At 42.4% G+C, this 22,453-nt stretch carries 21 protein-coding genes; 8 read left to right on the top strand and 13 right to left on the bottom strand.

What is annotated here, in order from left to right; translation table 11 throughout:
• Window positions 1-2: 2 nt before the first annotated feature.
• From L3V25_RS11510 to hinT, 3 genes are all read right to left on the bottom strand, one after another.
• The gene (locus L3V25_RS11510) at window positions 3-392 is read right to left on the bottom strand and encodes a DUF1425 domain-containing protein (protein WP_237295482.1); all 390 of its coding nucleotides are present in this window, start codon (window positions 390-392) and stop codon (window positions 3-5) included.
• A complete protein-coding gene (locus L3V25_RS11505) occupies window positions 389-1,798 on the bottom strand; it encodes a hypothetical protein (protein WP_237295964.1) in 1,410 nt (469 codons plus the stop codon). The genes L3V25_RS11510 and L3V25_RS11505 overlap by 4 nt, the downstream gene beginning before the upstream one ends.
• 212 nt (window positions 1,799-2,010) lie before the next feature.
• Window positions 2,011-2,361, bottom strand: a complete 351-nt coding sequence (gene hinT, locus L3V25_RS11500; protein WP_237295481.1) for a purine nucleoside phosphoramidase — start codon at window positions 2,359-2,361, stop codon at window positions 2,011-2,013.
• A gap of 478 nt (window positions 2,362-2,839) precedes the next feature.
• Here hinT and L3V25_RS11495 point away from each other — a divergent pair, with 478 nt between their 5' ends.
• Complete coding sequence (locus L3V25_RS11495; protein WP_237295480.1) at window positions 2,840-4,003, top strand: DUF1887 family CARF protein; 1,164 nt, start codon at window positions 2,840-2,842, stop codon at window positions 4,001-4,003.
• 91 nt (window positions 4,004-4,094) lie between these two features.
• On the opposite strand, the gene udp is transcribed toward L3V25_RS11495, so the two are convergent.
• The 3 genes from udp to L3V25_RS11480 all read right to left on the bottom strand — a co-directional run bounded on the left by udp (window position 4,095) and on the right by L3V25_RS11480 (window position 7,414).
• Window positions 4,095-4,865: a uridine phosphorylase gene (gene udp, locus L3V25_RS11490; RefSeq protein WP_237295479.1), complete on the bottom strand. Its 771-nt coding sequence runs from the start codon at window positions 4,863-4,865 to the stop codon at window positions 4,095-4,097.
• Window positions 4,866-5,280: 415 nt separating this feature from the next.
• Window positions 5,281-5,697, bottom strand: a complete 417-nt coding sequence (locus tag L3V25_RS11485) for a CBS domain-containing protein (protein WP_027696172.1) — start codon at window positions 5,695-5,697, stop codon at window positions 5,281-5,283.
• Between the two features lie 172 nt (window positions 5,698-5,869).
• Window positions 5,870-7,414, bottom strand: a complete 1,545-nt coding sequence (locus L3V25_RS11480; protein ID WP_237295478.1) for a bifunctional GNAT family N-acetyltransferase/carbon-nitrogen hydrolase family protein — start codon at window positions 7,412-7,414, stop codon at window positions 5,870-5,872.
• A gap of 189 nt (window positions 7,415-7,603) precedes the next feature.
• Between L3V25_RS11480 and L3V25_RS11475 the strand changes: the two genes are divergently transcribed.
• Window positions 7,604-8,788: a sugar efflux transporter gene (locus L3V25_RS11475; protein ID WP_237295477.1), complete on the top strand. Its 1,185-nt coding sequence runs from the start codon at window positions 7,604-7,606 to the stop codon at window positions 8,786-8,788.
• Between the two features lie 104 nt (window positions 8,789-8,892).
• On the opposite strand, the gene L3V25_RS11470 is transcribed toward L3V25_RS11475, so the two are convergent.
• Window positions 8,893-10,005, bottom strand: a complete 1,113-nt coding sequence (locus tag L3V25_RS11470) for a GGDEF domain-containing protein (protein ID WP_237295476.1) — start codon at window positions 10,003-10,005, stop codon at window positions 8,893-8,895.
• A gap of 125 nt (window positions 10,006-10,130) precedes the next feature.
• Between L3V25_RS11470 and L3V25_RS11465 the strand changes: the two genes are divergently transcribed.
• From L3V25_RS11465 to L3V25_RS11450, 4 genes are all read left to right on the top strand, one after another.
• Window positions 10,131-10,973, top strand: coding sequence for a patatin family protein (locus L3V25_RS11465; RefSeq protein ID WP_237295475.1), 843 nt, complete (start codon window positions 10,131-10,133; stop codon window positions 10,971-10,973).
• A 92-nt stretch (window positions 10,974-11,065) separates the two neighbouring features.
• Complete coding sequence (locus L3V25_RS11460; RefSeq protein ID WP_237295474.1) at window positions 11,066-11,497, top strand: thioesterase family protein; 432 nt, start codon at window positions 11,066-11,068, stop codon at window positions 11,495-11,497.
• A 188-nt stretch (window positions 11,498-11,685) separates the two neighbouring features.
• Entirely contained in the window at window positions 11,686-12,636 is a 951-nt protein-coding gene (locus L3V25_RS11455) for a slipin family protein (RefSeq protein ID WP_237295473.1), read from the top strand.
• A gap of 2 nt (window positions 12,637-12,638) precedes the next feature.
• Complete coding sequence (locus L3V25_RS11450; protein WP_237295472.1) at window positions 12,639-13,100, top strand: NfeD family protein; 462 nt, start codon at window positions 12,639-12,641, stop codon at window positions 13,098-13,100.
• Window positions 13,101-13,398: 298 nt separating this feature from the next.
• On the opposite strand, the gene L3V25_RS11445 is transcribed toward L3V25_RS11450, so the two are convergent.
• The 3 genes from L3V25_RS11445 to L3V25_RS11435 all read right to left on the bottom strand — a co-directional run bounded on the left by L3V25_RS11445 (window position 13,399) and on the right by L3V25_RS11435 (window position 15,838).
• Entirely contained in the window at window positions 13,399-14,454 is a 1,056-nt protein-coding gene (locus tag L3V25_RS11445; protein ID WP_237295471.1) for a zinc-binding dehydrogenase, read from the bottom strand.
• Window positions 14,455-14,483: 29 nt separating this feature from the next.
• Entirely contained in the window at window positions 14,484-14,987 is a 504-nt protein-coding gene (locus L3V25_RS11440) for a 2,4'-dihydroxyacetophenone dioxygenase family protein (protein WP_237295470.1), read from the bottom strand.
• Between the two features lie 80 nt (window positions 14,988-15,067).
• Entirely contained in the window at window positions 15,068-15,838 is a 771-nt protein-coding gene (locus L3V25_RS11435) for an SDR family oxidoreductase (protein WP_237295469.1), read from the bottom strand.
• A gap of 193 nt (window positions 15,839-16,031) precedes the next feature.
• Between L3V25_RS11435 and L3V25_RS11430 the strand changes: the two genes are divergently transcribed.
• Window positions 16,032-17,042 carry an AraC family transcriptional regulator gene (locus L3V25_RS11430; protein WP_237295468.1) on the top strand — a complete coding sequence of 337 codons (1,011 nt, stop codon included), beginning with the start codon at window positions 16,032-16,034 and terminating at the stop codon, window positions 17,040-17,042.
• A 47-nt stretch (window positions 17,043-17,089) separates the two neighbouring features.
• A complete protein-coding gene (locus L3V25_RS11425; RefSeq protein WP_237295467.1) occupies window positions 17,090-17,590 on the top strand; it encodes a peptide-methionine (S)-S-oxide reductase in 501 nt (166 codons plus the stop codon).
• Window positions 17,591-17,616: 26 nt separating this feature from the next.
• Here L3V25_RS11425 and L3V25_RS11420 read toward each other — a convergent pair whose 3' ends face one another.
• The 3 genes from L3V25_RS11420 to L3V25_RS11410 form a co-directional block, all read right to left on the bottom strand.
• Window positions 17,617-17,913 (bottom strand): YkgJ family cysteine cluster protein, encoded by a 297-nt coding sequence (locus tag L3V25_RS11420; RefSeq protein WP_027696184.1) that lies wholly within the window; start codon window positions 17,911-17,913, stop codon window positions 17,617-17,619.
• Window positions 17,914-18,037: 124 nt separating this feature from the next.
• Window positions 18,038-21,187: a multidrug efflux RND transporter permease subunit gene (locus L3V25_RS11415; protein WP_237295466.1), complete on the bottom strand. Its 3,150-nt coding sequence runs from the start codon at window positions 21,185-21,187 to the stop codon at window positions 18,038-18,040.
• 6 nt (window positions 21,188-21,193) lie between these two features.
• Window positions 21,194-22,330 (bottom strand): efflux RND transporter periplasmic adaptor subunit, encoded by a 1,137-nt coding sequence (locus L3V25_RS11410; RefSeq protein ID WP_237295465.1) that lies wholly within the window; start codon window positions 22,328-22,330, stop codon window positions 21,194-21,196.
• Between the last annotated feature and the right edge of the window lie 123 nt (window positions 22,331-22,453).

Here is a 22,453-nt window from a genome sequence, read left to right as displayed (position 1 = left end):
GATTAATCTTGTGGGCGAATTTGAATACGAAAATCGGTCGCATTCGGATTCACAGACACTTCACTTAAAGTCATTGATTCATAACCGCGTAAGATAAATTGACGCCAAGCACCTTGCTTCGCATTCACTTCCAAACCTTGGTCATCATACCAATAAAAGCGGTATTGAAGATTTTGCGTATCTTGAGAGTTATTGGTAATTTTCACCAAACCGCGAGTATTACCATTATTTTCCTGAGTATCGATATTATCAATCGTCAGGTCATCATCTAACGCAGAATCGCTGTATAAAACTTGTTGGCTGGCACTATCGATGCGCAATCCTGCAGTATTACTACTTGAACACCCTGCTAATGCCACTAGGCCTAAGCCTGCTACTAACCATTTCTTCATCGAATTGCTCCTAATTGTTTGTGCCAAATTGTCACTGCATTCCCTTGGCGTGAAAGCCAGACAAAGGTACGTTGATTCTCTTTAATATCAATTGCATATTCTCTACCACCCGCAGAAATAGTGTGTTGGCCTGCTGTCAAATATGCACTGCTACTAAACACCTGAGCAGGTAAGGTTTGCCAACTACGAGTATCCGGTTGCTCTGTCACAATATTCCAGATATTGACTAACGCATTGGATATACCTGAATCATCTGCTTTCGCCGCTTGGTGTCTTAACTGATCTTTAGTATATAACCTTAAACCTTGTTTAAGAACCATTGCCGGAATTCGCTCACTCAAATCATTTTGTGCCATCAAGTTTGTATCCGCTAAAATACTCGACTTTAATGGCGCGCCATCTACGCTTGCTGGTGAGAAGTTCTGCACTTTGACGTTTTTATAAACCGGCAGCGCCACACTATAAAATTTGGTTTTACCTGAGCTATCCCATATTGGTAAAGATAAACGCCAATTACCTCGCTGAGCCACCACACCACGCTCATCCACAACGATAACCTGCCCATAACCTTGCGGTGCTGATTTAGGTTCGCCGTATTGTTTGAGCAGTGAATCGAGGTCTTGGCGCATACCTAGTCGCTTGGCTACTCGAATGGTTGCATCAATAATCTCTCGGTTATTCGGGTTGACCGCTAATGCACGTTTATAATCAATATAAGCATCATTTAGCTGGTTGTCGGCTTCATAGAGTACCGCTGACAAATACAGCAAATAGCCATTTTGGACTGCTTGTAGCGTCTTGCCTGCGTCTGGATATTGCGAAAGAACACTGCCTAAGTTTGGCTGCACCCCGCTATTTTTCATTTTTTGTTGAGCATCTTTCAGCTCATCTTCACGACGTTTTTTGGCTTTTTCTTGAACTTGATTGGCTCGGCGCATTTCAACCAACGCGCCTTGCAGATCGTTTTTCTGTAGGTAGTTTAACCCTAGATATAAATGCAAATAACCTAATTCATAATCCGCAGGATCATAAGTAGTTAAATTGTCATTGGTCGCCAAAGAACCCGCTTGATTGGCACCTTCTGAAAGTGAAATCGTGGCGCGATCATCTAGCACTCTTACCGCTTTATCACTTAGCTGAAAAGCCGTAAAGCTACTCGGGTAGTTTTCAGCAAGGAAAGATACTCTGCCCTTTTCCATATTGCTTAAAACTGGTCCGCCAACCTCAGACTCCACCAGTTCCGATTCCGCGCCTTTATAATCGCCACTCGCCACATCTTTATAGACGTCTTCATTCTGTGCCGAGTAATGACTAAATAAGTTACCTGCCGAAAGATTGGCACAGGCACTCAATGTCACGCTAAAAAATACAGCTAAACTGGCTTTAACCACTTTACGCCAAGGCATCACATCCATGTTTTTTAAGATTAGAATTTGCATTAATTTAATCACGTTTACGGTTATTCAGTTCGCTTTCACGCTTAAAAAAAACCATACCCAAAGTAATTGGAGTTGCAGTGAGGCGACAAGTGAATGAGGCCCCATGAGCATAGCTCGTCTATGTGATTGGGGCGAATGAACGCCGTCAACAAAGCTGCAGCTTCAAGTACGAAGGGTATTTAGCTGACGAGCATTGGCCCTAGAGGCTCACCACCAACTAAGTGCATATGAATGTGATAAACCTCTTGCCCGCCATGAGCATTACAATTCACAATTAAACGGTAACCATTTTCAGCAATACCTTCTTGCTTGGCGAGCTTCTTGGCAACGGTAAATAAACGCCCCATCACCAATTCATCTTCTTCTTCGACATCGTTAGTCGTTGGGATCAGCTTATTAGGAATAATTAAAATATGGCTTGGCGCTCTTGGGTTGATATCACGAAAGGCAGTGACTAGGTCATCTTGATACAACATATCGGAAGGGATTTCTTTATTGATGATCTTAGTAAATATTGTTTCTTCAGCCATTTTAATCTCCAACTGCCATCGTGTTTAATGAGTTTATTAGTATGCGCTAAGCCTAGTGATATAACAATATTTTCTCTACTTACTGAGAGATTTAGGCAACTGATATTTCAAGTGAAAAATCTTCTTATTGGGAACTTACAACCCTTTTTATAGTCTAGTTAAGTAGTGGCAATAGAAGGCTTTCGCCTAAGTGGCGATATACCCAAGCAACTGAGTATATAAACTTAATGTAGCAATAAATTTAATCGGGTAATAAATAAAGTTAATACTTGTTATTGTTAACATTCAGCCACATATTAAAGATAGAGCCTAGAATGCGAAACCTTTTAGATATACCTACTTTCAATGTGATTCTATAGGCCCACAACAGTTCGACCACTTACCTATCTTGTGTCATATTCAACAAAGACACACCAAAGGTTAGTCGTTGATTTCATTAGCAACAACGATTAGCGACATACGCTACAAAGGAATAACCATGGCGGTTCATATTGGAATCATAGATCAAGATCCTGTTCGTTTAATTACCCCACTTTTAGATAACCGTTCTGAATGTACTCATATGGTATTCATCGGTGATGATGCTCAGCGAGAAATGTATCAAAGGCTCAATCAAGTCCTTGAATTTCGTGGCATTGGTTCTGAGTTTTTCGAAATTCCCGGTACAATTTATACGTCAGCGATTAAGCAAAAAATCAAACAACTGGCTGAGCAGTTAAAAAATCGAAACGAACAAGTTTACCTAAACGCAAGTTGTGGATTAAGACATAGACTCTTGTCTGTTTACGAAGTAATTCGTAGTTACAACTGGCCGATTTTCGTAGTCGAACCTTTCAGTGATAGTCAATGCTGGCTTTACCCAGATGATAAGCCTGAACAACAAGTTCAAGACCATATTCGTATCAGCGACTACCTCACTATTTTTGGTGCTCGTAGTGAATTCCCAACCCATGAAATCCCTGCCCCTTTAGATGCAAAACTGCATGAATTAGGCAAACGCTGGGCAAGTAACGCATTAGAGTTGGGCCCGGGTCTTGCCACATTAAACTACTTAGCAACCACTTGCCGTAAAGAACAAAAGCTCGATGTGGCACTTACCGAGAAACAACAAGGCTACAAAGAACTTGATTGGCTCATTTCTGATTTAGTCGATATTCAACTTGCCACCTACCAAAATGGCGTTCTTGAGTTTTTCAGTGAAGATGCAAGACGTTTTTCCAATGGTGAATGGCTAGAGAACCTTGTACACAACACGGTACGAGAAATTCAAGATGAACTACCTACCATTCAAGATCATTCATTAAACGTGCAAGTTTATCGTGAAAGTGGAGGTCGAGAAGTTCGTAATGAATTGGATGTCGCCACTGTGGTTAATAACAAACTGCATATCATCGAATGTAAAACCAAAGGCATGCGCGATGATGGCGATGACACGCTTTATAAGCTGGAATCATTACGTGATTTGCTTGGTGGCTTACAAGCGCGCGCGATGTTGGTGAGTTTCCGCCCATTACGCCATAACGATATTTCTCGCGCCCAAGACTTAGGCTTAGCGTTAATTGGTCCAGAAGAATTAAAAGATCTTAAAACTTACTTAACCACTTGGTTTAATGAAGCCGGTGGACAAATAGAAAAGTTATAATTAGGTAAGTCATTTTGATATAACAAAAAGCCCAGATAGACTCATTTCACTTGTCTATCTGAGCTCTTTTTTACTCACAAATCAGAACGATTTAAAGCATTTTTCTCGCCGCTTCCACGACCACTTTAATCGAGTTAATTTCCGCTTGCTTTAGCTTCTCGTGATCTGGGATTTCATCTTGGCTACGGTTTACAATCACGCCCGCAACACAACCCGCTTTCAGACCTGAGCTTGCGCACATGGTTAGCAAAGTAGCCGATTCCATTTCAAAGTTTAATACGCCCATTTCCTGCCACTCTTTCATTGAGCCTTGGAAACGAGAAACCACGCGACCGGTGAACGTATCGTAACGCTCTTGGCCTGGGTAGAAAGTATCACTTGATGCAGTCACGCCAGTATGAACCGTACAGCCTGAATCAATCGCCGCTTGTTTCATGGCAGTTGCCACATCAAAATCAGCAACCGCAGGGAATTCCATCGGAGCGAAATGCAGACTAGCACCATCAAGACGAACTGAACCTGTCGTCACAATCATGTCACCCACATTAAGATGCGGCTGAATTGCGCCAGTAGTGCCGACACGTAAGAAAGTACGAACGCCTAGCTGAGCTAGCTCTTCCACAGCAATCGAGGTTGAAGGACCACCAATACCGGTAGAACACACCACTACAGATTTACCCTCTAGTTTGGCGCGAAACACAGTATATTCACGGTGGCTGGCTAAGAACTCAGGCTCATCCATTAAATTAGCAATTTTTTCAACGCGAGCGGGATCGCCCGGAATAATTGCTAATGTTGCGCCATTAAGGTCTTGCTTATTTACACCTAGGTGAAAAACATTTTGAGTATCTGCTGGTGCCACGATCTGCTCCTTACTTTTACTAGAAAGTATTATTAATAACTAAAAAGTGAATAACTATACCCGTCGTACTTGAAGCTGCAGCTTTGTTGCCAGCGTTCATTCACCCCAATCGAATAGGCAAGCTATACTCATGGGGCTTCATTCACTTGTCGCCTCACTGCAATTTCAATTACTTTGGGTATAAAAGAAGATGAATCGTCATTCTTCTCTAAAAAACCATTGGCGCTACTCTAATTGAGAACACCTCACAAATAAGTGACACCAATCACATCAACAATGAAACGCAGCTATCATTAATCATAGAAAAACGGTTGGCATCACACAATATTCAGATCTCACTATGAAAAAAGGCCGCACTATTACATGCGACCTCGTTGAGTATCTTATCCGCTGAGATTCCCTATGACTCTGAAAATCAAACTGGATGCTTAAAGCAATTATCTAAGTTATCACTCACCGCTTTTAGTACCTCACGACGAGAGATAATCCCCACCAGCTTTTTGTTTTCCACCACTGGGTACACTTTTGGCTTACCTTCTTGCATCATATTAGCCAATTCAATCACTGACATTTCAGGGCTAATAGTCAAAGGTTCGGTTCGCATACAATCGCCAACTACATGAGTATCTTGGCAGTGGTAACTTACTTGAACCAATCGGTTGAGTAAATCTTGCTCTGACAGAAAGCCTACTACTTCATTTCTATCGTTAACCACTGGACCGCCGATATTAATCGCGTTCAATACTTTATCCAATGCAGTAGACAACGACATATCAACGGTAAAGGTTACCGCTCTAGGGCGCATGTAATCTCGAACTTTTAATGATGGCATAAAGTACTCCTTGAGATTGTTATCATTATAATATTTGAGTCTATATCTCTAAGTGTCGCCTAATTTCTTGATTTTACTAAATGGATTTGAACAATTTTATTAATAGATTATGCCAATGGGTGATCCGGCTCTCGGATTCCATTGACATAAACCCTATTCATTTATTGCTCATTTACTTTTTTCTAGTCTCATTCACTGGAGAGAATTGATAAAGCTCAGGGCGGCGATGCTTCAAGTTAGTCACCGAACCTTCACTATGCAAAAGTTTCAGTTTCGATAAATCGACATCGGCATAAATCATCATCTCGGTATTTGGATCGGCTTCGGCAATGATTGCATCATGCGGGAAATAAACATCCGATGGTGAAAATACCGCCGATTGGGCATATTGAATGTCCACGTTATCTACGCGAGGCAAGTTACCGACACTACCACTGATCGCTACATAACATTCGTTTTCAATCGCTCGTGCCTGAGCACAAATACGCACTCGCAAATAACCATTTTTAGTATCAGTCCAAAATGGAACAAACAGAATTTGTACACCTTGCTCGGCGAGCATACGGCCTAGTTCTGGGAACTCCACATCGTAACAAATCAAAATACCCACTTTACCGGCATCCGTTTCAATCACTTTAACTTTATCGCCGCCCTCAATAACCCAGTCCCATTCTTCATGCGGGGTAATGTGTATTTTGTATTGCTCTTCAATACTTCCGTCACGGTGTAACATGTATGCAACGTTGTACATCTTTCCATCTTGCTGAATGGGTAGACTACCAGCAATGATATTGATGTTATACGTCACGGCTAGGTGAGAAAAACGCTGAATAATTTCATCCGAGTACTCACTCAAATAGCGCATCGCTTCGACAGAACGTAGATCAGGAGCAAGCCCCATTAGCGGCGCACTGAAAAACTCAGGGAATAACGCAAAGTCAGACTGGTAATTTGCAAGAGAAGTAATAAAGAATTCAGCTTGATTAACCAGATCATCTAGCGACATCACATGGCGCATTTGCCACTGCACTACCCCAATACGGACAATGCTTTTTTCCGTTCCATGAATCGAGTCAGCCTCTTCTTCATAAAAGATATTATCCCACTCAAGTAACGTGCCGTAGCCTTGTGATTTGTCGTCTTCGGGTAAATAACCACGCATTAAACGCTTAATATCAAAGTCATTGGAAAGCTGGAAAGATAGGATAGGATCATGAATCTCTTGGCGCTTAACCTTATCGATATATTCACTGACTCTCATTTGATCGGAATATTGCTTAAAGCCCGGAATACGGCCACCAGTCAAAATCGCTTTTAAGTTATTCGCGCGACACATTTCTTTACGCGCTTCATATAAACGGCGACCTAAGCGTAAGCCTCGATAATCAGGATGCACGAACACATCTAATCCGTATATCGCATCCCCTTTAGGGTTATGCTGAACAACATCATTGGCATTAACCAAATCGCTATTCTTATGCGGCAAACTAAAGCGGCTATAATCCACCTTCATCGTCAACGCCGCGCCAATCATTTTTCCACTGTCTTCAATACAAATTTGCCCATCTGGAAATTGGGTCACCAAATCCATAATGGTCGACTCTGGCCAAGCCCCGCCTACATCAGGGAAGACTAGATCCATTAAGGCTGCCAGTTCTTGGTAATCGTCAGGAGTAAGGGTTCGTAAATTTAACAACGGTGTATTATTTTCATCCATAAATTTTTTGCTCCAATCAAATTCTTCATTCCATTATGAGACTTCCATTGATAAATTCTAGCCCTGCTATAAACATTCTTGCTATTGATAACATTAATTTTCAACAATAATGTAACTAGTGGTTATTATTCAATCATCGCTTTGCTATCATGCACTTATCTAATTTCCCAAGCTTCCCTTTAGAATCTTATGAAAAAAATGCTCTATTCCCTTTTTCCGGGGAATCAACCTGATCAAACTTCCGTATCCTTGCTGTTTACTTGCTTTTTTGTAGGTATTGCAGGGGCGTTTACCATGCCTACCATGAGTTTGTTTATCTCCGAAGAAGTTGGCGCTCGCCCTTTTCTCATTGGGGTGTTTTTCATGGTAATGACGATTTCAGGGGTATTGGTAAGCCAAGTGATTGGTTGGTGGTCTGATCAAGGGGTCGATCGTAAAAAGCTCATTCTGATCTGTAATATAATGGGTGCGATAGGGTTTATCGTCTTTGCATTTAACCGTAACTACTGGGTTTTACTCGCTACATCGGCCATTTTTGTCAGCACAACTTCCGCTTCTATCCCGCAAGTATTTGCGCTTGCCAGAGAAATCTTAGACCGAAGAACCCACACCTCTGAAACCTTTAGTTCACTACTCAGGGCTCAAATCTCTCTTGGTTGGGTCATTGGGCCGCCGATTGCGTTTTTCATTGCAACGGGCATCGGCTTTACCCAATTATTTTTACTCGCCGCCAGCATGTTTATCATTTTATGTTTAGTTGCGCATTTTGCTTTGCCACAAATTGAACCGACGCCGAAGCATAATCAATTTGATCCTAGTGACTCGATTTGGCGTGATAAAAACATTCTGCTATTGGCTCTGTCATTCGTGTTTATGTACTGCGCCAACAACATGTACATCATTAGTATGCCGTTATACATCACTCATGAAATGAATTTAGATTCATCGGCTGCCGGTATTATGATGGGAACCGCTGCCTTTATTGAAATCCCAATCATGCTGTTAGCTGGTCGTTATGCTCTACGCTTTGGCAAGAAACGCATCATTTCTGTGGCCATATTAGCAGGTAGCTTGTTTTATGTTGGAATTATTTTAAACACCAGCTTTATTGGTTTTGTTTTCTTGCAACTTCTAAACGGAATTTTTATTGGGGTTACCGCGGCATTGGGTATTTCGTATTTCCAAGACTTAAAACCAAAGAAAATGGGACAAATCACTACTCTTTATTCCAATGCGATTAAAACGGGAGGTGTATTAGGGGGTGTGTTTGCCGGCACGATTGCAGACCTTTACAGTTTCCAAGCCGTATTCTGGGCTTCTCTGATCCTCACTGCTCTCGCTTTTGTCACCATCTTAAAAGTTCAAGATAGCTAAAACCAATCGCAATAAGTAACTGATCACCATAAAGGTTCGAACCAAAACGAAAAAAGCCAGAGCAATTCACTTGCTCTGGCCTTGAAGTCATCTCACTGGAAGATTTATGCTTTTTCTACCGTTTTCACTTCAACTCTTAACTGATTTTTACCTGTTGCATGTGCTTCTTGTTTGGCAAGATACATTTGTTTATCAGCACGAATAATCAGGTCATCGATATTGTAGCCAGCGGCTGGTGACATCTCTGCCCCACCTACGCTTAACGTTACATCCAACGGCTTAATCTTATCAAATGCGCCAAATAAGCGTTCACAATAATAGATTAGATTTTCCGCTTTGGTGTTTGGCAATAAAATACAGAATTCATCACCACCATATCGAGATGCCGTTTCTTGCATGCGAACCGTTGATGAAATGGCCTCTGCAACTGCCATCAGAATTTCATCACCAACCTTATGCCCTTTAGTATCATTGATAGTTTTGAATTTATTGACATCAATATATAACAAAGAATAGTGACCGTTAACACGTTCAACTTGAGCACACCCTTTTTCCAACTGCTCATAGAAAGCTCGTTGATTATAAAGGTTGGTCAATGGATCTTTCAAAGATAACTCTGTCAGTTCACGTGTTCTTTCGGCAACTTGATCTTCTAAACGAGAAGCATACTCCTCAAGTTGAACATTCGCTGACTCAACTTCAAGTTGTAATGACGAAATATAAGTATCAAAAACAAACTGGTTATCAAAATATAAAAGCTTACGAACCGCTTGTTTTAAGTCTTTAGTAGTAACATTATTTTTTTCACCGTGATCATCAATCACATCTTCTAACAATAGTTGAAGTTGATTAATACCCGACAAATAAAGCTTTGGACTTACGCCTATACGATGATGCACTTTGCCTATTCGTAAACGTGTTTCCACATAATCCAGGTCATATTGTCCTTGAAAAATTTGTCGAATATATCTCTGCATGCCTTTATGCAAATTATTTAACGTTTCCCTATCACCAATTATTAGTGAAATTTCAGGAATAGCTGTTTGTAAAATATAAAACTGGCGAACGATATCCATTACCAGTGGTTCCATCCAGACTCTTGCTTCCTTGAGTAAAGTCACATCATTTTTACCAAAAGACATGAAAACTTTTCGGCGTTCAATATCATGCTCGGTGATGCGCATCTGTTCAGTTAAAGATTGAAAAACTTTATTCATGGTCCAACTCTGTAAAAATTTTCCACATTCTACCATCAAAAATAACAAATCATCACTCTTTATAAGGTTTATATTGGGGAAATATTTGGTTACATTGGTGGCGATTGAGCTTTGAGGAACATTTTATGCAGGATCGTTGTATGCAAAAGGCGCTAGTTGTTGAAGGTGGCGCGATGCGTGGTATTTTTTCCGCTGGGGTTTTAGACCAATTCATTGATGACAGCTATAGTTCATTTGACTTTTGCATCGGTGTTTCAGCGGGTTCGACTAGTTTAGCTTCATGGCTTGCTCAACAAAAAAATCGAACTTATAAAGTCATTACCGACTACTCTTGCCGACCAGAATTCATTAATTTCAAACGTTTTGTCCGCGGCGGGCACTGGCTTGATCTCGATTGGTTATGGGATATCACGATTGATGAAATTCCCATTGATACTGATCGACTCCACCAGCAACCTACTCCCTTGTATGTGGTCACAACCGATATTCATACTGGTCAAGCGCACTATATTCAATCAACCCCAGATAATGTTGTCGAACTATTAAAAGCCTCTTGCTCGGTGCCAGTTGCTTATCGCGACTACCCTGTGATAAATGGCATTCCCATGACCGATGGCGGTGTCGCCGATTCTATTCCGGTTGAGCAAGCTTACAAAATGGGCGCAAGAGAAATCACAGTGATTTTATCTCGACCACTTGGCTACTTGAAAAAGCCTTCCAAAATGCCATGGTTAACCCGTAAATTTTTAGCTCAAAATCCAAAACTTGCGGAATCGGCGCTAAAACGTGCCGAAAACTACAATAAAAGTATCGAGTTTATTCAATCTCCACCAAAAGATTGCACCATTCATGTGATTGCACCACCAGATGATTTCCCTGTTGGCCGCTTAACTAAAAATAGAGCACGGCTGGATATTGGTTACCAAATGGGGATTCAAGCAGCCAAAAAGTTGATGAAAGATTTATAGCCTGTTATTTCACGCTTTTAATACAACAAGATTGTATAAATAAAAGCGTGAACTTATCTTAAACACACGTTTGACTTTTAAGGATAAGAGCAATGAATCATTTACTTGATGGCTTTCCGGTTGTAACAGAGATCCCTGTGGCTTGGGGCGAAATGGATGCACTACAGCACGTTAATAATGTGACCTATTTTCGCTACTTTGAAACCGCACGAATTGATTATTTCAAACACATCGATTTAATGGAAAATATCGCCATTACTCAAGTCGGCCCAGTGGTGGCAGAAACCAGTTGCCGCTATAAAATGCCAGTCACTTTCCCAGATACTCTATTAGTCGGAACAAAAATCACTGATTTACAAGATGACCGTTTCACCATGAAATATCAGATAGTCAGTAAGAAGCTCAATAAGATCACTACCCTCGGCAGCGCTACCGTAGTGATGTTTGATTTTAAAACCAATCAAAAAGCCAATTTAACGCCAGAAATTTTAGCGACTATTCAACAACTGGAAAACCTGCGTTAAGTCTAGCGACCATCCTATTTCACAGGGTAGCATTGGTTACCCTGTTATCATTTTTGCTTATCAGCGACATTTTTACATTCTAATTTCGAAAAACCTCCCCTTTCTCATCCAACATTCCAAAACAAACAAGCTAATTATCGTAAATAGCCGTAAACTAGCTTTATACATAATTATTAAAGGAATATGCCATGAACTACCCACTTGATCTGATATTCGACAACATCGTCCCTGTTGTTCTATTTATTCTTGTTGTTGTGATATTAAAAAGCAGCATTAAATTTGTGCCACAAAACCAGGCTTGGGTGGTTGAGCGATTTGGTAAATTCCAATCGACAAAAATTGCTGGCATTAACTTCATCATCCCTTTTATTGATCGCATCTCAGCGGTTCGCAGCTTAAAAGAACAAGCTCAAGACGTGCCTTCTCAGTCAGCCATCACTCGCGATAACATTTCTTTAGTTGTCGATGGCGTGCTGTATTTCCGCGTGCTTGATGCTTATAAAGCGACTTATGGTGTGGATGACTATGCTTTTGCGGTAACTCAGCTAGCTCAAACGACGATGCGTTCTGAACTCGGTAAGATGGAATTAGACAAAACCTTTGAAGAACGTGACGTGCTAAATACCAACATTGTTTCGGCAATTAACGTCGCCGCTGAACCTTGGGGCATTCAAGTACTACGTTATGAAATTAAAGACATTGTGCCGCCGCAATCTATCATGGAATCCATGGAAGCTCAGATGAAAGCCGAACGTGTTAAGCGTGCACAAATTCTAGAATCAGAAGGTGACCGTCAAGCCGCAATCAACGTTGCAGAAGGTAAAAAGCAAGCGCAAGTACTGGCAGCAGAAGCGGATAAAACCGAACAAATTTTAAAAGCCGAAGGTGAAGCCAAAGCCATTATTGCCGTGGCAAACGCACAGGCCGAAGCTCTGAAAACCGTAGGTGATGCCGCCAATACTGAAGAAGGTCAAAAAGCCATTCAGCTTGATTTGGCAACTAAAGCGATTGAAGCCAAACATGCGATTGCCAAAGAGTCTTCGGTTGTTCTACTACCAGACAGCGGCACCGATGCAAGTTCACTGGTTGCGCAAGGAATGTCTATTATTAACTCACTGAACAAACAAAATAAGGCTTAACTATGGATTGGATTGTGAGCTACTTACCACAAGTATTAATGGCGGTTGGCGTGATTGCGCTGATTGTTGAAGTGGTAGTTTTAGGCTTTGCCACTTTCATCTTTTTCTTTATTGGCCTCTCGTTAGTTATTAGCGGTTTTTGCATGTACATAGGCTGGATTGATGCCACCATACATTATGCAATTTGGACCAATATAATCTTAACCATCGTATTTGCCGTTGTACTATGGAAGCCATTTAAGCAATTGCAAAATAGACAAACCAAGCAAAACTACCAATCTGATTTTGCTCAACAAACCTTTGTATTAAAAGGTAATGTCGATGCCAACACCGATGATGTCACTCACGCTTATTCTGGTATTCAATGGAAAGTTCGCAGTGAGCAACCTTTAATGGAAGGACAGAAAGTTAAAGTGGTAAAAATGGAAGTTGGTATTATGTGGGTTGAAGCAATTAACGAATAACCGCATTTAGCCGATTCGCTAGATTTTATATATCGCGTTAGTTAACGCACCAAAAACAAAAAGCGATGAGCCCAATAAAAGGTTCATCGCTTTTCTTTATTACAGTCACTACGCTACTGTCATCAGGCTTAATAGGTACCGCTTTGGACGCTGAAATAAACCGCAGCAAACAGCCCAGCAAAGACCAGTACAGTAATGAGTACTTTTAACCAAATAAATTTCATAACTAGACCGACATGAATGAATTTAGCGTTAGATTACTCAATTCCTTATTCAATGAAAAGTATCGATAGATAAACTATACCGCTTCAAGCGAGCCATTACGCCATGGTTCAATCACCACTTTGACGTGTTTATTTGGTGACATTAATTGCTCAAATGCATTAGGTACACCATCAATGCCAACCTTACCGGTTACCATCGACTGCCAAGGAATATCTCCTGCGGCGAGCGCATCTAAACACTCTGCAAATTCCTGCGGCTGATAGTAGTAAGAGAAACGCATATCAAGCTCTTTTACCGTTGCATAAGCATAGTTAACCGATGCATCGGCGGTGTGTACACCAGTGATCACTAGCGTGGCATTAGCGGGTGCTCGTTGGATAAAGCCTTTGATTAAAGTATGAATCCCAACACATTCAAAAATGACTAATCGCCCTTCTTGAACGCCGTCGGCAAACGCCACTTCATCTTGCTCTCTATTATTGACCGTATGGGTGGCACCAAATGTCACGGCTTGTTGCAGCTTATCTTCTTGTAAATCAGCGGCAACAATCGCTTTAATGCCTCGGCGTTTTAGGGCGGAAATCACCGCAAGTCCAATCGGCCCACAACCAACCACCAGCGCGGTATCTTGCTCACCAATATCACTACGGTTCACCGCATGCAGACCAACGGCTAGAGGTTCCGTCAACGCCACCGCTTCCGGCGCAACGCCTTCTGGTACTGGCAACAACAGCGCTTCATCCAAAATAAAGTATTCAGAATAAGCGCCCGATAGCCCCGGTGTCACGCCGATTCCAGCACCGTGTTGCGACATTAAAATGGGCACCGAAGTCACACGTTGCCCGAGCGCTAACGTTTGTTGGGTATCTGGCCCAAACTCCACGATCTCCGCACAAAACTCATGACCTAACATGACTGGCGTCTGATCATCTTGCGCATCGGTCATGATCCCGAGTTCACGATAAAACTTAAAAATCTCGCTAGTATGACGCGTAATATGCAAGTCGGAACCACAGATACCGCAACTTAAACTACGAACCAATACTTGCCCCGAAGCAGGTTTAGGCACAGGTGCTTGTTGCAGTGTGACTACCCCATCTTGCATCGCAATCGCATTCATCGTTTTCATGGAAGTCTCTCCTACTCGCTTAATGTATATTAATCTGTGCTCAACTTAGCAAGACCACCCGGTTTGAAGTAACGAGGCACTAAACCTTGCGATTGAGCTGCGGCAATCACCACTTGCTCAATCCAGCCAGCATCCATGATGTTCATTAGGTTGCCATCTTCATCGAAGTTAATATTTGCACCACTGACCACCATAAAGCCATCGGCACCTTCTGAATCTTCCGGGCAATGGAAAGTATGAATTGAACCGCCCGGCTCGTATAAGTAACTCCCTGCGGTTTGAGGCTGGTCTGGGTATTCCAAATAATTCCAACGGCCGCTTAAGGTATAAAAATGAACGACCCCGGTATGAAAGTGTTTCGGCAAAGTAACACCCGATTTGAATTTTGCACGCAATACCCAAGTCCCATTTTCGATATCTAAAAATAATGGGTAAATGTCCACGCCTGGTAGTGCATCCTTCACAACCTTTTCTTCATGAGTATTTAATGTCAGCAACAAATCTTGATGATTAATAATGTCTGGTAGGCTCATGTTATCTTCCTTTTTATTATGCTTTTAGGGTCTTCTGACCTAATTATTGTTATCGCTTCTAATAGTTAACGCTTTGAACGTTATTGGATTTTGTCGAGTAGTGGGTACTTAAAGTTTTCGAATCCGTCAGATGCCGATACCGTTGTACCATTAATGCAGTTCGCTTCATCACTGGCGAGAAACGCCACCACATTGGCAATTTCTTTTGGTTGAGTCATGATGTCGCGCATTTGTTCTTTGCGAATATGCTCCCACAGCCCTATCGCTTCATATTGACGCAGCATCGGGGTATCCACACGACCCGGCGCAACCGCACAGACTCGGATCCCAAGTGGCGCTAACTCTAATGCCGCACATTTGGTCATCATATCTACCGCGGCTTTACTCACGTTATAAGTGAAGGTTAACTCCGCTGCCATTTGCCCATATACCGACGAGGTATTGATGATCACCCCTTGAGTCGATTGAGCTTGAAACTGACGGGCTGCCGCCAAAATGCCGTAATACACACCGTATTGATTAACTTGAGTAACAGGATCAAAATCTTCACGCGGATCATGGTGTAATAACGGTTTAGGCGCACCAATACCGGCATTGTTAATCATGATATCCAGTTGACCAAATTGCTCGGCAGCTTGTTTAACCATGCCTTCTACTTGCTGAAAATCGGTGACATCCACTGCCAGCGACTTCACTTTTTCCGAGCCATAGCTATCAAAAACTTTCAAAGCTTCGGCTGAAATATCAACCGCCACCACTTTAGCGCCTTCGGAAGTTAGCTTTTCAATTATCGCTTGGCCAATTCCACCAGCAGCTCCTGTCACAATGGCGACTTTATTAACTAAACGCATCTCGTCCTTCCTTGTTATAAAGAGTTGTTGCGGCATAAATGAAGCATGGTAGACACACCGCTTTTTCTATACATCCGCTTGTTAACGAATTGTTATCCAAATCTAGGTGAATAACGTGAACTTTACTTGATTTTTTGCGATGGAAAGTTGATATATTGCGAATCGGAATTCGCCTTAAATCACAGGATTGACCATGCACCTAGTACGAAGTGGCGCGGCATCACACTTTGAAAAGCTGATATTAGAGCTGGGGTATAACCCGATACAGCTGATGCATCAGGTAGGTTTAAGACAGGCGGAGTTTCGAGATCCCAATACCTATATCTCTTACGCAAAATTAGCGGAACTGCTCGATTTAGCGGCGATAAAGACTAATCAGCCGCTATTTGGGCTAACACTTGCTCAGACGCAGACTCAAGAAGTATTGGGCGATCTACCCATGTTGGTGTCACGCATGGAAACCGTGGAAATGGCACTATTGAAGGCCAATGAATACCTTTACTTACATGCCTATGGCGTACAAGTAAAAATGCAAAGTAAAGACGAATACATTCAGCTAAAAATCACTCTCAACATTGATAGTGATGTCAACATTCAGCCCTTAATGCAGCTTAGCGTTTATCACTTAGCCTTGTTTGTGGCTGGGCTTTTAAACGTTGAAGTCGATACCCTACCTTTGCACTTTAGCCAGGCCGAACCAGCGCTTACCCAAGAACAAAAAGAAAAGTTAAGTCATCCGCTGCTTTTTAACCAAGCTTTCGATGGCATCCAGCTAAAAGCCTCACAACTTGCACACAAAAACCACAGAGATGAACAAGCTCTCAATCAGCTCATCACTCACCGGTTACAAAAGTTACAGAGCCGTTATCCTGAAGACATAGCCGATCAAGTGAAAGGTCTAATCCGACATTTACTGCCAACCGGAGAGTGCTGCATTGAGCGTATTGCCAACGCACTCGGTATGCATCACCGCAGCCTACAAACACAGCTTAAAAATAAACAGCAAAGTTACCGCTCGCTATTGCTACAAACTCGCCAAGAAATCGCTAAACACCAACTTATTAACGGCAGCCAAACCATCACAGAACTGGCGCTGCAACTCGGTTATGTTGATATTGCTGTATTCAGCCGACACTTTAAAACTTGGACTGGGCTATCACCAAGCCAGTGGAAAAAGCAAAAGACTCACGAGTTTAAACGGTAGGCAATGTTAAACTGACTTTAATCTGGTATCGAAGAATAGAAATCAATATGACGAACAATATCCATCATGAAGACATTTATCTCGCAGGCGGTTGCCTATGGGGAGTGCAAGAATTTATTAAATACTTGCCGGGTGTGATCGCAACCGAAGCAGGTCGCGCCAATGGCAGTAGCAGCACGACTCAATCAGACTACGATGGCTATGCAGAATGCGTTCGCACGACCTTTGATCCTAGTGTAGTGAGTATTGAGCAACTCTTAGAGGGATTGTTTGAAATCATTGACCCGTACAGCTTAAATAAGCAAGGCCAAGATGTGGGAGAAAAGTATCGCACCGGTATTTATAGCGGCCAACCTCACCATTTAAAAGCAGCGATTGAATATATCCAACAGCGTGCTGACAGCGACAAAATCGTAGTCGAAGTATTGCCTTTAACCAACTACGTCGCTAGTGATGAAGAGCACCAACATAGACTCAGCCTACACCCAGAAGATCATCACTTATGCCATATACCGTGGAACTTATTGCATAAATACAAAAGTGAATAAACCAAGAACCAGGAACCAATATTCCCTTATTCCCCCATCACTGCGATTCGCTGATCTTTACACTCATACGATGCCATTTCGAATTCACGACAAATCCACGGGCGGTTTTCATAAATGGTACACATATAAGTTTCGCGATCTAACGCCGAACACCAACCATCATCCAAACGTAGCATGGTTTCTCCACCCCACTGATCATACGAAATGTGCTCTTCTGGAACACCGGTTTCACTAATGATCATCACTTCTAAGCGACAACAACAAGCTTGGCAGTTTGAACAGGTGACTTCTGGAGTAGTGATATCTTTGATTGGAATAGTCATTCAGATCTTAATTGGAGGCAATGAGGGGATTGTACGCGAAATTGATAACCAAGTAACTTGAGTATAAAAATAAAAAAAGCCAGTAGCTCAACACTACTGGCTCCCCTTCGTCAGTTAAGAGAAATTAATCCTCTAACTCTTCTAACTTAGTACTGCCGCCGTGAAATTTCTCACGCAGCTTTTGAATAATGGAATATAAGCCTGGGATCAATAATGTACCGGCAAGTAGCACGCACAATAGTCCACCCACTAATGAGATTCCCAATGAGTTTTGACTAATATGGCCTGCGCCACTGGCAAACACTAACGGGAAAATACCGAGAATGAATGACCATGATGTCATATTCACCGCACGAAAACGTAATGTGCCCCCTTTAATGGATGCCTCATCAATCGGTAACTCATTTTGTTCACGCTCATTTTTAGCAAACTCCACAATCAATATGGCATTTTTGGCCGCGAGGGCAATCAACAACACCAAACCAATCTGCGCATATAAGTTCAGTGGCACGCCCATTAAGTTAAGCGCAATAAATGAACCTAAGGTCGCGACCGGAACCACCAATATGATAGAAATTGGAATTAACCAACTTTCATACTGCGCCACCATAAATAAGTAGATAAATATCAACGCCAGAGCAAAAGCAAAAATGGCTTGGTTGCCCGCTAATACTTCTTGGTATGCCATTCCTGTCCATTCGTACTGATAACCTTGCGGAAGCATTTCTGCGGCAACACGCTCCATCGCGGCTATCGCATCACCACTAGAATACCCGTCTGCTGGCTGACCTTGAATAATAGCCGAACGGTACATGTTGTAACGCCAAGCTACATCCGGTTCAAATACCTGCTCATAAGAAACCAAGGTACTTAATGGCACCATAGAACCACTTTGACTACGTACAAAGAAGCGCTCTAAATCCGTCATTGAAGAACGATGCTGACTATCAGCCTGCATAGTCACTCGGAAGTTTTTACCCAACATCGTAAAATCGTTAACGTAAATTGAGCCCAAGTTTCCTTGCAAAGTAGTAAAGATATCGGTTAACGATATACCTAACTGTTTGGCTTTTTCACGGTCAATGTCCAAATAATAGTGCGGTACATTCGCTCTAAAAGTACTAAAGGTATGAGAGATCTCCGGCTGCTTATTGGCCTCTTGGATAAAATCACTCATCAATTGTGCTAGCTCTGTTCGACTGCGCCCTAAAGTATCTTCTAACACAAACTCAAAACCAGAAGCTGCCCCCATACCCGGCACCGCTGGCGGCCCTAAAGTAAAGACTACGGCATCTGGGATCTCTTGCGCGGCTCGGCCATTAATTCGTTGTGAAATTGCAAAAGACGAATTATCTCCGTCTAGCTTGGCTCGTTCATCCCAAGATTTCAGTTTGATAAATAATGACGCACCATTTGATGCCAGCGCCCCAGTCATAAAGGCATAACCATTTGCCAGAGTCACTGCTTCAACACCCGGCTCTTGGTTTACTAATGCCATTAAGTCGCCAGTGACGTCTTCAGTACGCTGCAACGAAGCCGCATCTGGCAATTGCACGTTCACAAGTAAGATCCCTTTATCTTCTTGAGGCACAAAGGCGGTTGAAGTGGTTTTGCTGAAATACGTCACAGCGGCCAACGCCACAATAAAGAAGCCAATCAAAATGATCGATTTCTTCACCAAGTAACCAGCAAGCTTGCCATATCCATTCGTCACGCGATCTAAACCGCGGTTAAATGCTTTAAACCAACTTGCGGTATTACCACCACCTTGTTTTAACACCAAAGAACACAATGCAGGAGAAAGTGTTAATGCGTTAATTGACGAGATGACAACCGAAATACAAATAGTCAGCGCAAATTGGCGATACATAATGCCCGTAATCCCCGGTAGCATTGCCACAGGAATGAATACCGCCAGCAGTACCAAGGTCGAAGTAATAATCGGCCCAGTCACTTCTTTCATTGCTTGCAAGGTGGCTTTTTTCGGGCTTAATGTCGGATCTTTACGCATGATGGTATCAACATTTTCGATGACCAAAATCGCATCATCCACCACAATACCAATCGCCAAAATTAAGCCAAACAGTGTCACGGTATTAATGGTAAAGCCGGTCATCTGCATAATGGCAAAAGTACCAATTAACGACACCGGAATCGCCACAACAGGAATCAAAGTTGCTCGCGTGCTCCCTAAGAATAAATAGGTCACCGCGATCACCAATAAAATCGCTTCAATTAAGGTTTTCACAACCCCATTAATCGATTCTTGTACGAAAATGGTCGTGTCGTAACTGCTTTCAAACTTCATCCCTTCTGGGAAGTTTTGGCTCAAACGCTCAAGAGTATCCATAACCGCTTGACCACTTTCTAATGCATTGGCACCAGATTGCAGAGACAACGCAACAATCGATGCATCTTGCCCACGGAATTTACCCGTGCTGTCATACATTTTCTTGCCAAGTTCGACTCGCGCGACATCGCGCAAATAAACGGCAGAGCCATCGTTATTGGCACGCAACATGACATTTTCAAATTCATCTACCGTTTCCAAACGACCTTTGGTAACAATGTTAAATGTCACATCGGTAGCCTCATTGTACGGCGGCGCACCAATCTTACCTGCGGCGACTTGGATATTTTGCTCTGATAATGCGGCGTAAACATCCGAAGTGGTTAGCTTCAAATTAGAAAGCTTTTCAGGATCAAGCCACACTCGCATGGCGAACTCACCGCCACCAATCACATTAACGTCACTGATACCTTGTACACGCGCAAGCTGATCTTTAACGTTCAAATTCACATAGTTGGTTAAATACTGATCATCATACTTCCCTTCAGGTGAATAAAAGTTCAGTACCATAAGAATATCTGGCGAACGTTTTTTCACAGTCACACCAATAGAGCGCACTTCTGGCGGTAACTTAGATTCAATTTGAGTCACGCGGTTTTGTACATTGACCTGAGCCATATCCGGATCAGTACCAACATCAAACGTCACATTTAAGTTATAAGAACCATCATTAGCACTTTTGGAAGACATATAGATCATGCCTTCTACGCCATTAACTGAGGTTTCTATTGGGTCTGCAATCGCTTGTTCTACCGTTTCTGCGCTCGCGCCAGTATAGAAAGCGGTGACACTAACAGATGGGGGACTAATACGTGGGTATTCCGCGACGGGCAATACGAATAACGCCATCGCACCAGCAAGCGATAAAATAATGGAGATAACCAGCGCAAATTTCGGACGCTGTATAAAAAAACGACTTAACATAATTGATTACTCCGCTTTTTCTTGAGCGTCAGCGTTGTCATATTGCACCGCCATACCATTACGCACACGTTGTAAACCGCTCACAATCACGCGGTCATTCTCACCAAGGCCTGTTTTCACAATAATGCCATCACTGGTTTGCACGCCAAGTTCAATATCACGACGCTCAGCAATATTGCCTTCAGTGACTACCATAACAAAATCACCTCCCACATCGGTTTGTACCGCACGACGAGGGATCACAAATGCCGGTTTTGTTTTTACTGTCGAAATCTCAACATTAATATGTTGCCCCGGCAGAAGGGTATAGTCTGGGTTTGGAACCGAAGCACGCACCGCAATAGTGCCGGTGGTCATATCAATTCGGTTACCAATAAAATCTAACTGGCCAATATGCGGATGAACTTGGTTATTTTCTAATAACACTTTAACTTTCACAGACTGATGGCCGGACTGACCATCACCTTGTAAATTTTCAGCGCCAACCTCTAAACGATCTCGCTCACTTAATTGAAAGCTCGCATGAACCGGATCTAGACTCACTAGCGTTGTTAATACACCAGAAGCAGGCGAAACCAAATCACCCGTGCTCACTTTACTGTCGGCAATTCGGCCACTAAAAGGTGCGATGATTTGAGTATAAGAAAGGTTAACTTCTGCCAATTTCAATTGTGCTTTCGCCGCTTCTAATTGCGCCGATGCCCCCATTTGTTGAGCTTGGCGATTATCATATTCAGAACGGGAGATGCTGCCTTTTGGCAATAAAGTTTTAGCGCGCGCAAACTCGTTATTCGCGTGCTTTAATGTTGCTTGAGCTTGAGCAACCGCTGCTTTGGCATTGGCGACTTGAGCTTCATACGAAGCCGGTTCAATGGAATAAAGCAATTGTCCTTTTTCGACAATTTGCCCTTCTCGGAAATGACGTTCTTTCAGGTAACCTGAAACTTGCGCAGTAATATCGACATCTTCCAACGCCGAAACACGCCCAACAAACGCTTTACTAGGTTGATGTTCGATGGTTTCCACAGGTTGTAACACCACTTTAGGCGCGATAGCACCAGATTGTTGCTGTTCAGCTTCGCCACAACCTACCAGAAATAAGCTTGTCATTAAGCTTATTGCGATCATCGATTTTTTCATCATATTACCTTAAAGAACATTAAAATCACTTGGGTCTATACCAAAATCACACCAATTAACCTATTGGCGCAGTTGGAATAAGACGCTTAGTCTATGGATGTAGTTCAATAAGCGTAATCGATAAAA

Origin of the sequence: Vibrio sp. CK2-1 (assembly GCF_021726515.1) — a bacterium.
Taxonomy (GTDB): domain Bacteria; phylum Pseudomonadota; class Gammaproteobacteria; order Enterobacterales; family Vibrionaceae; genus Vibrio.
This window is presented reverse-complemented; position numbering and strand designations above follow the sequence as displayed.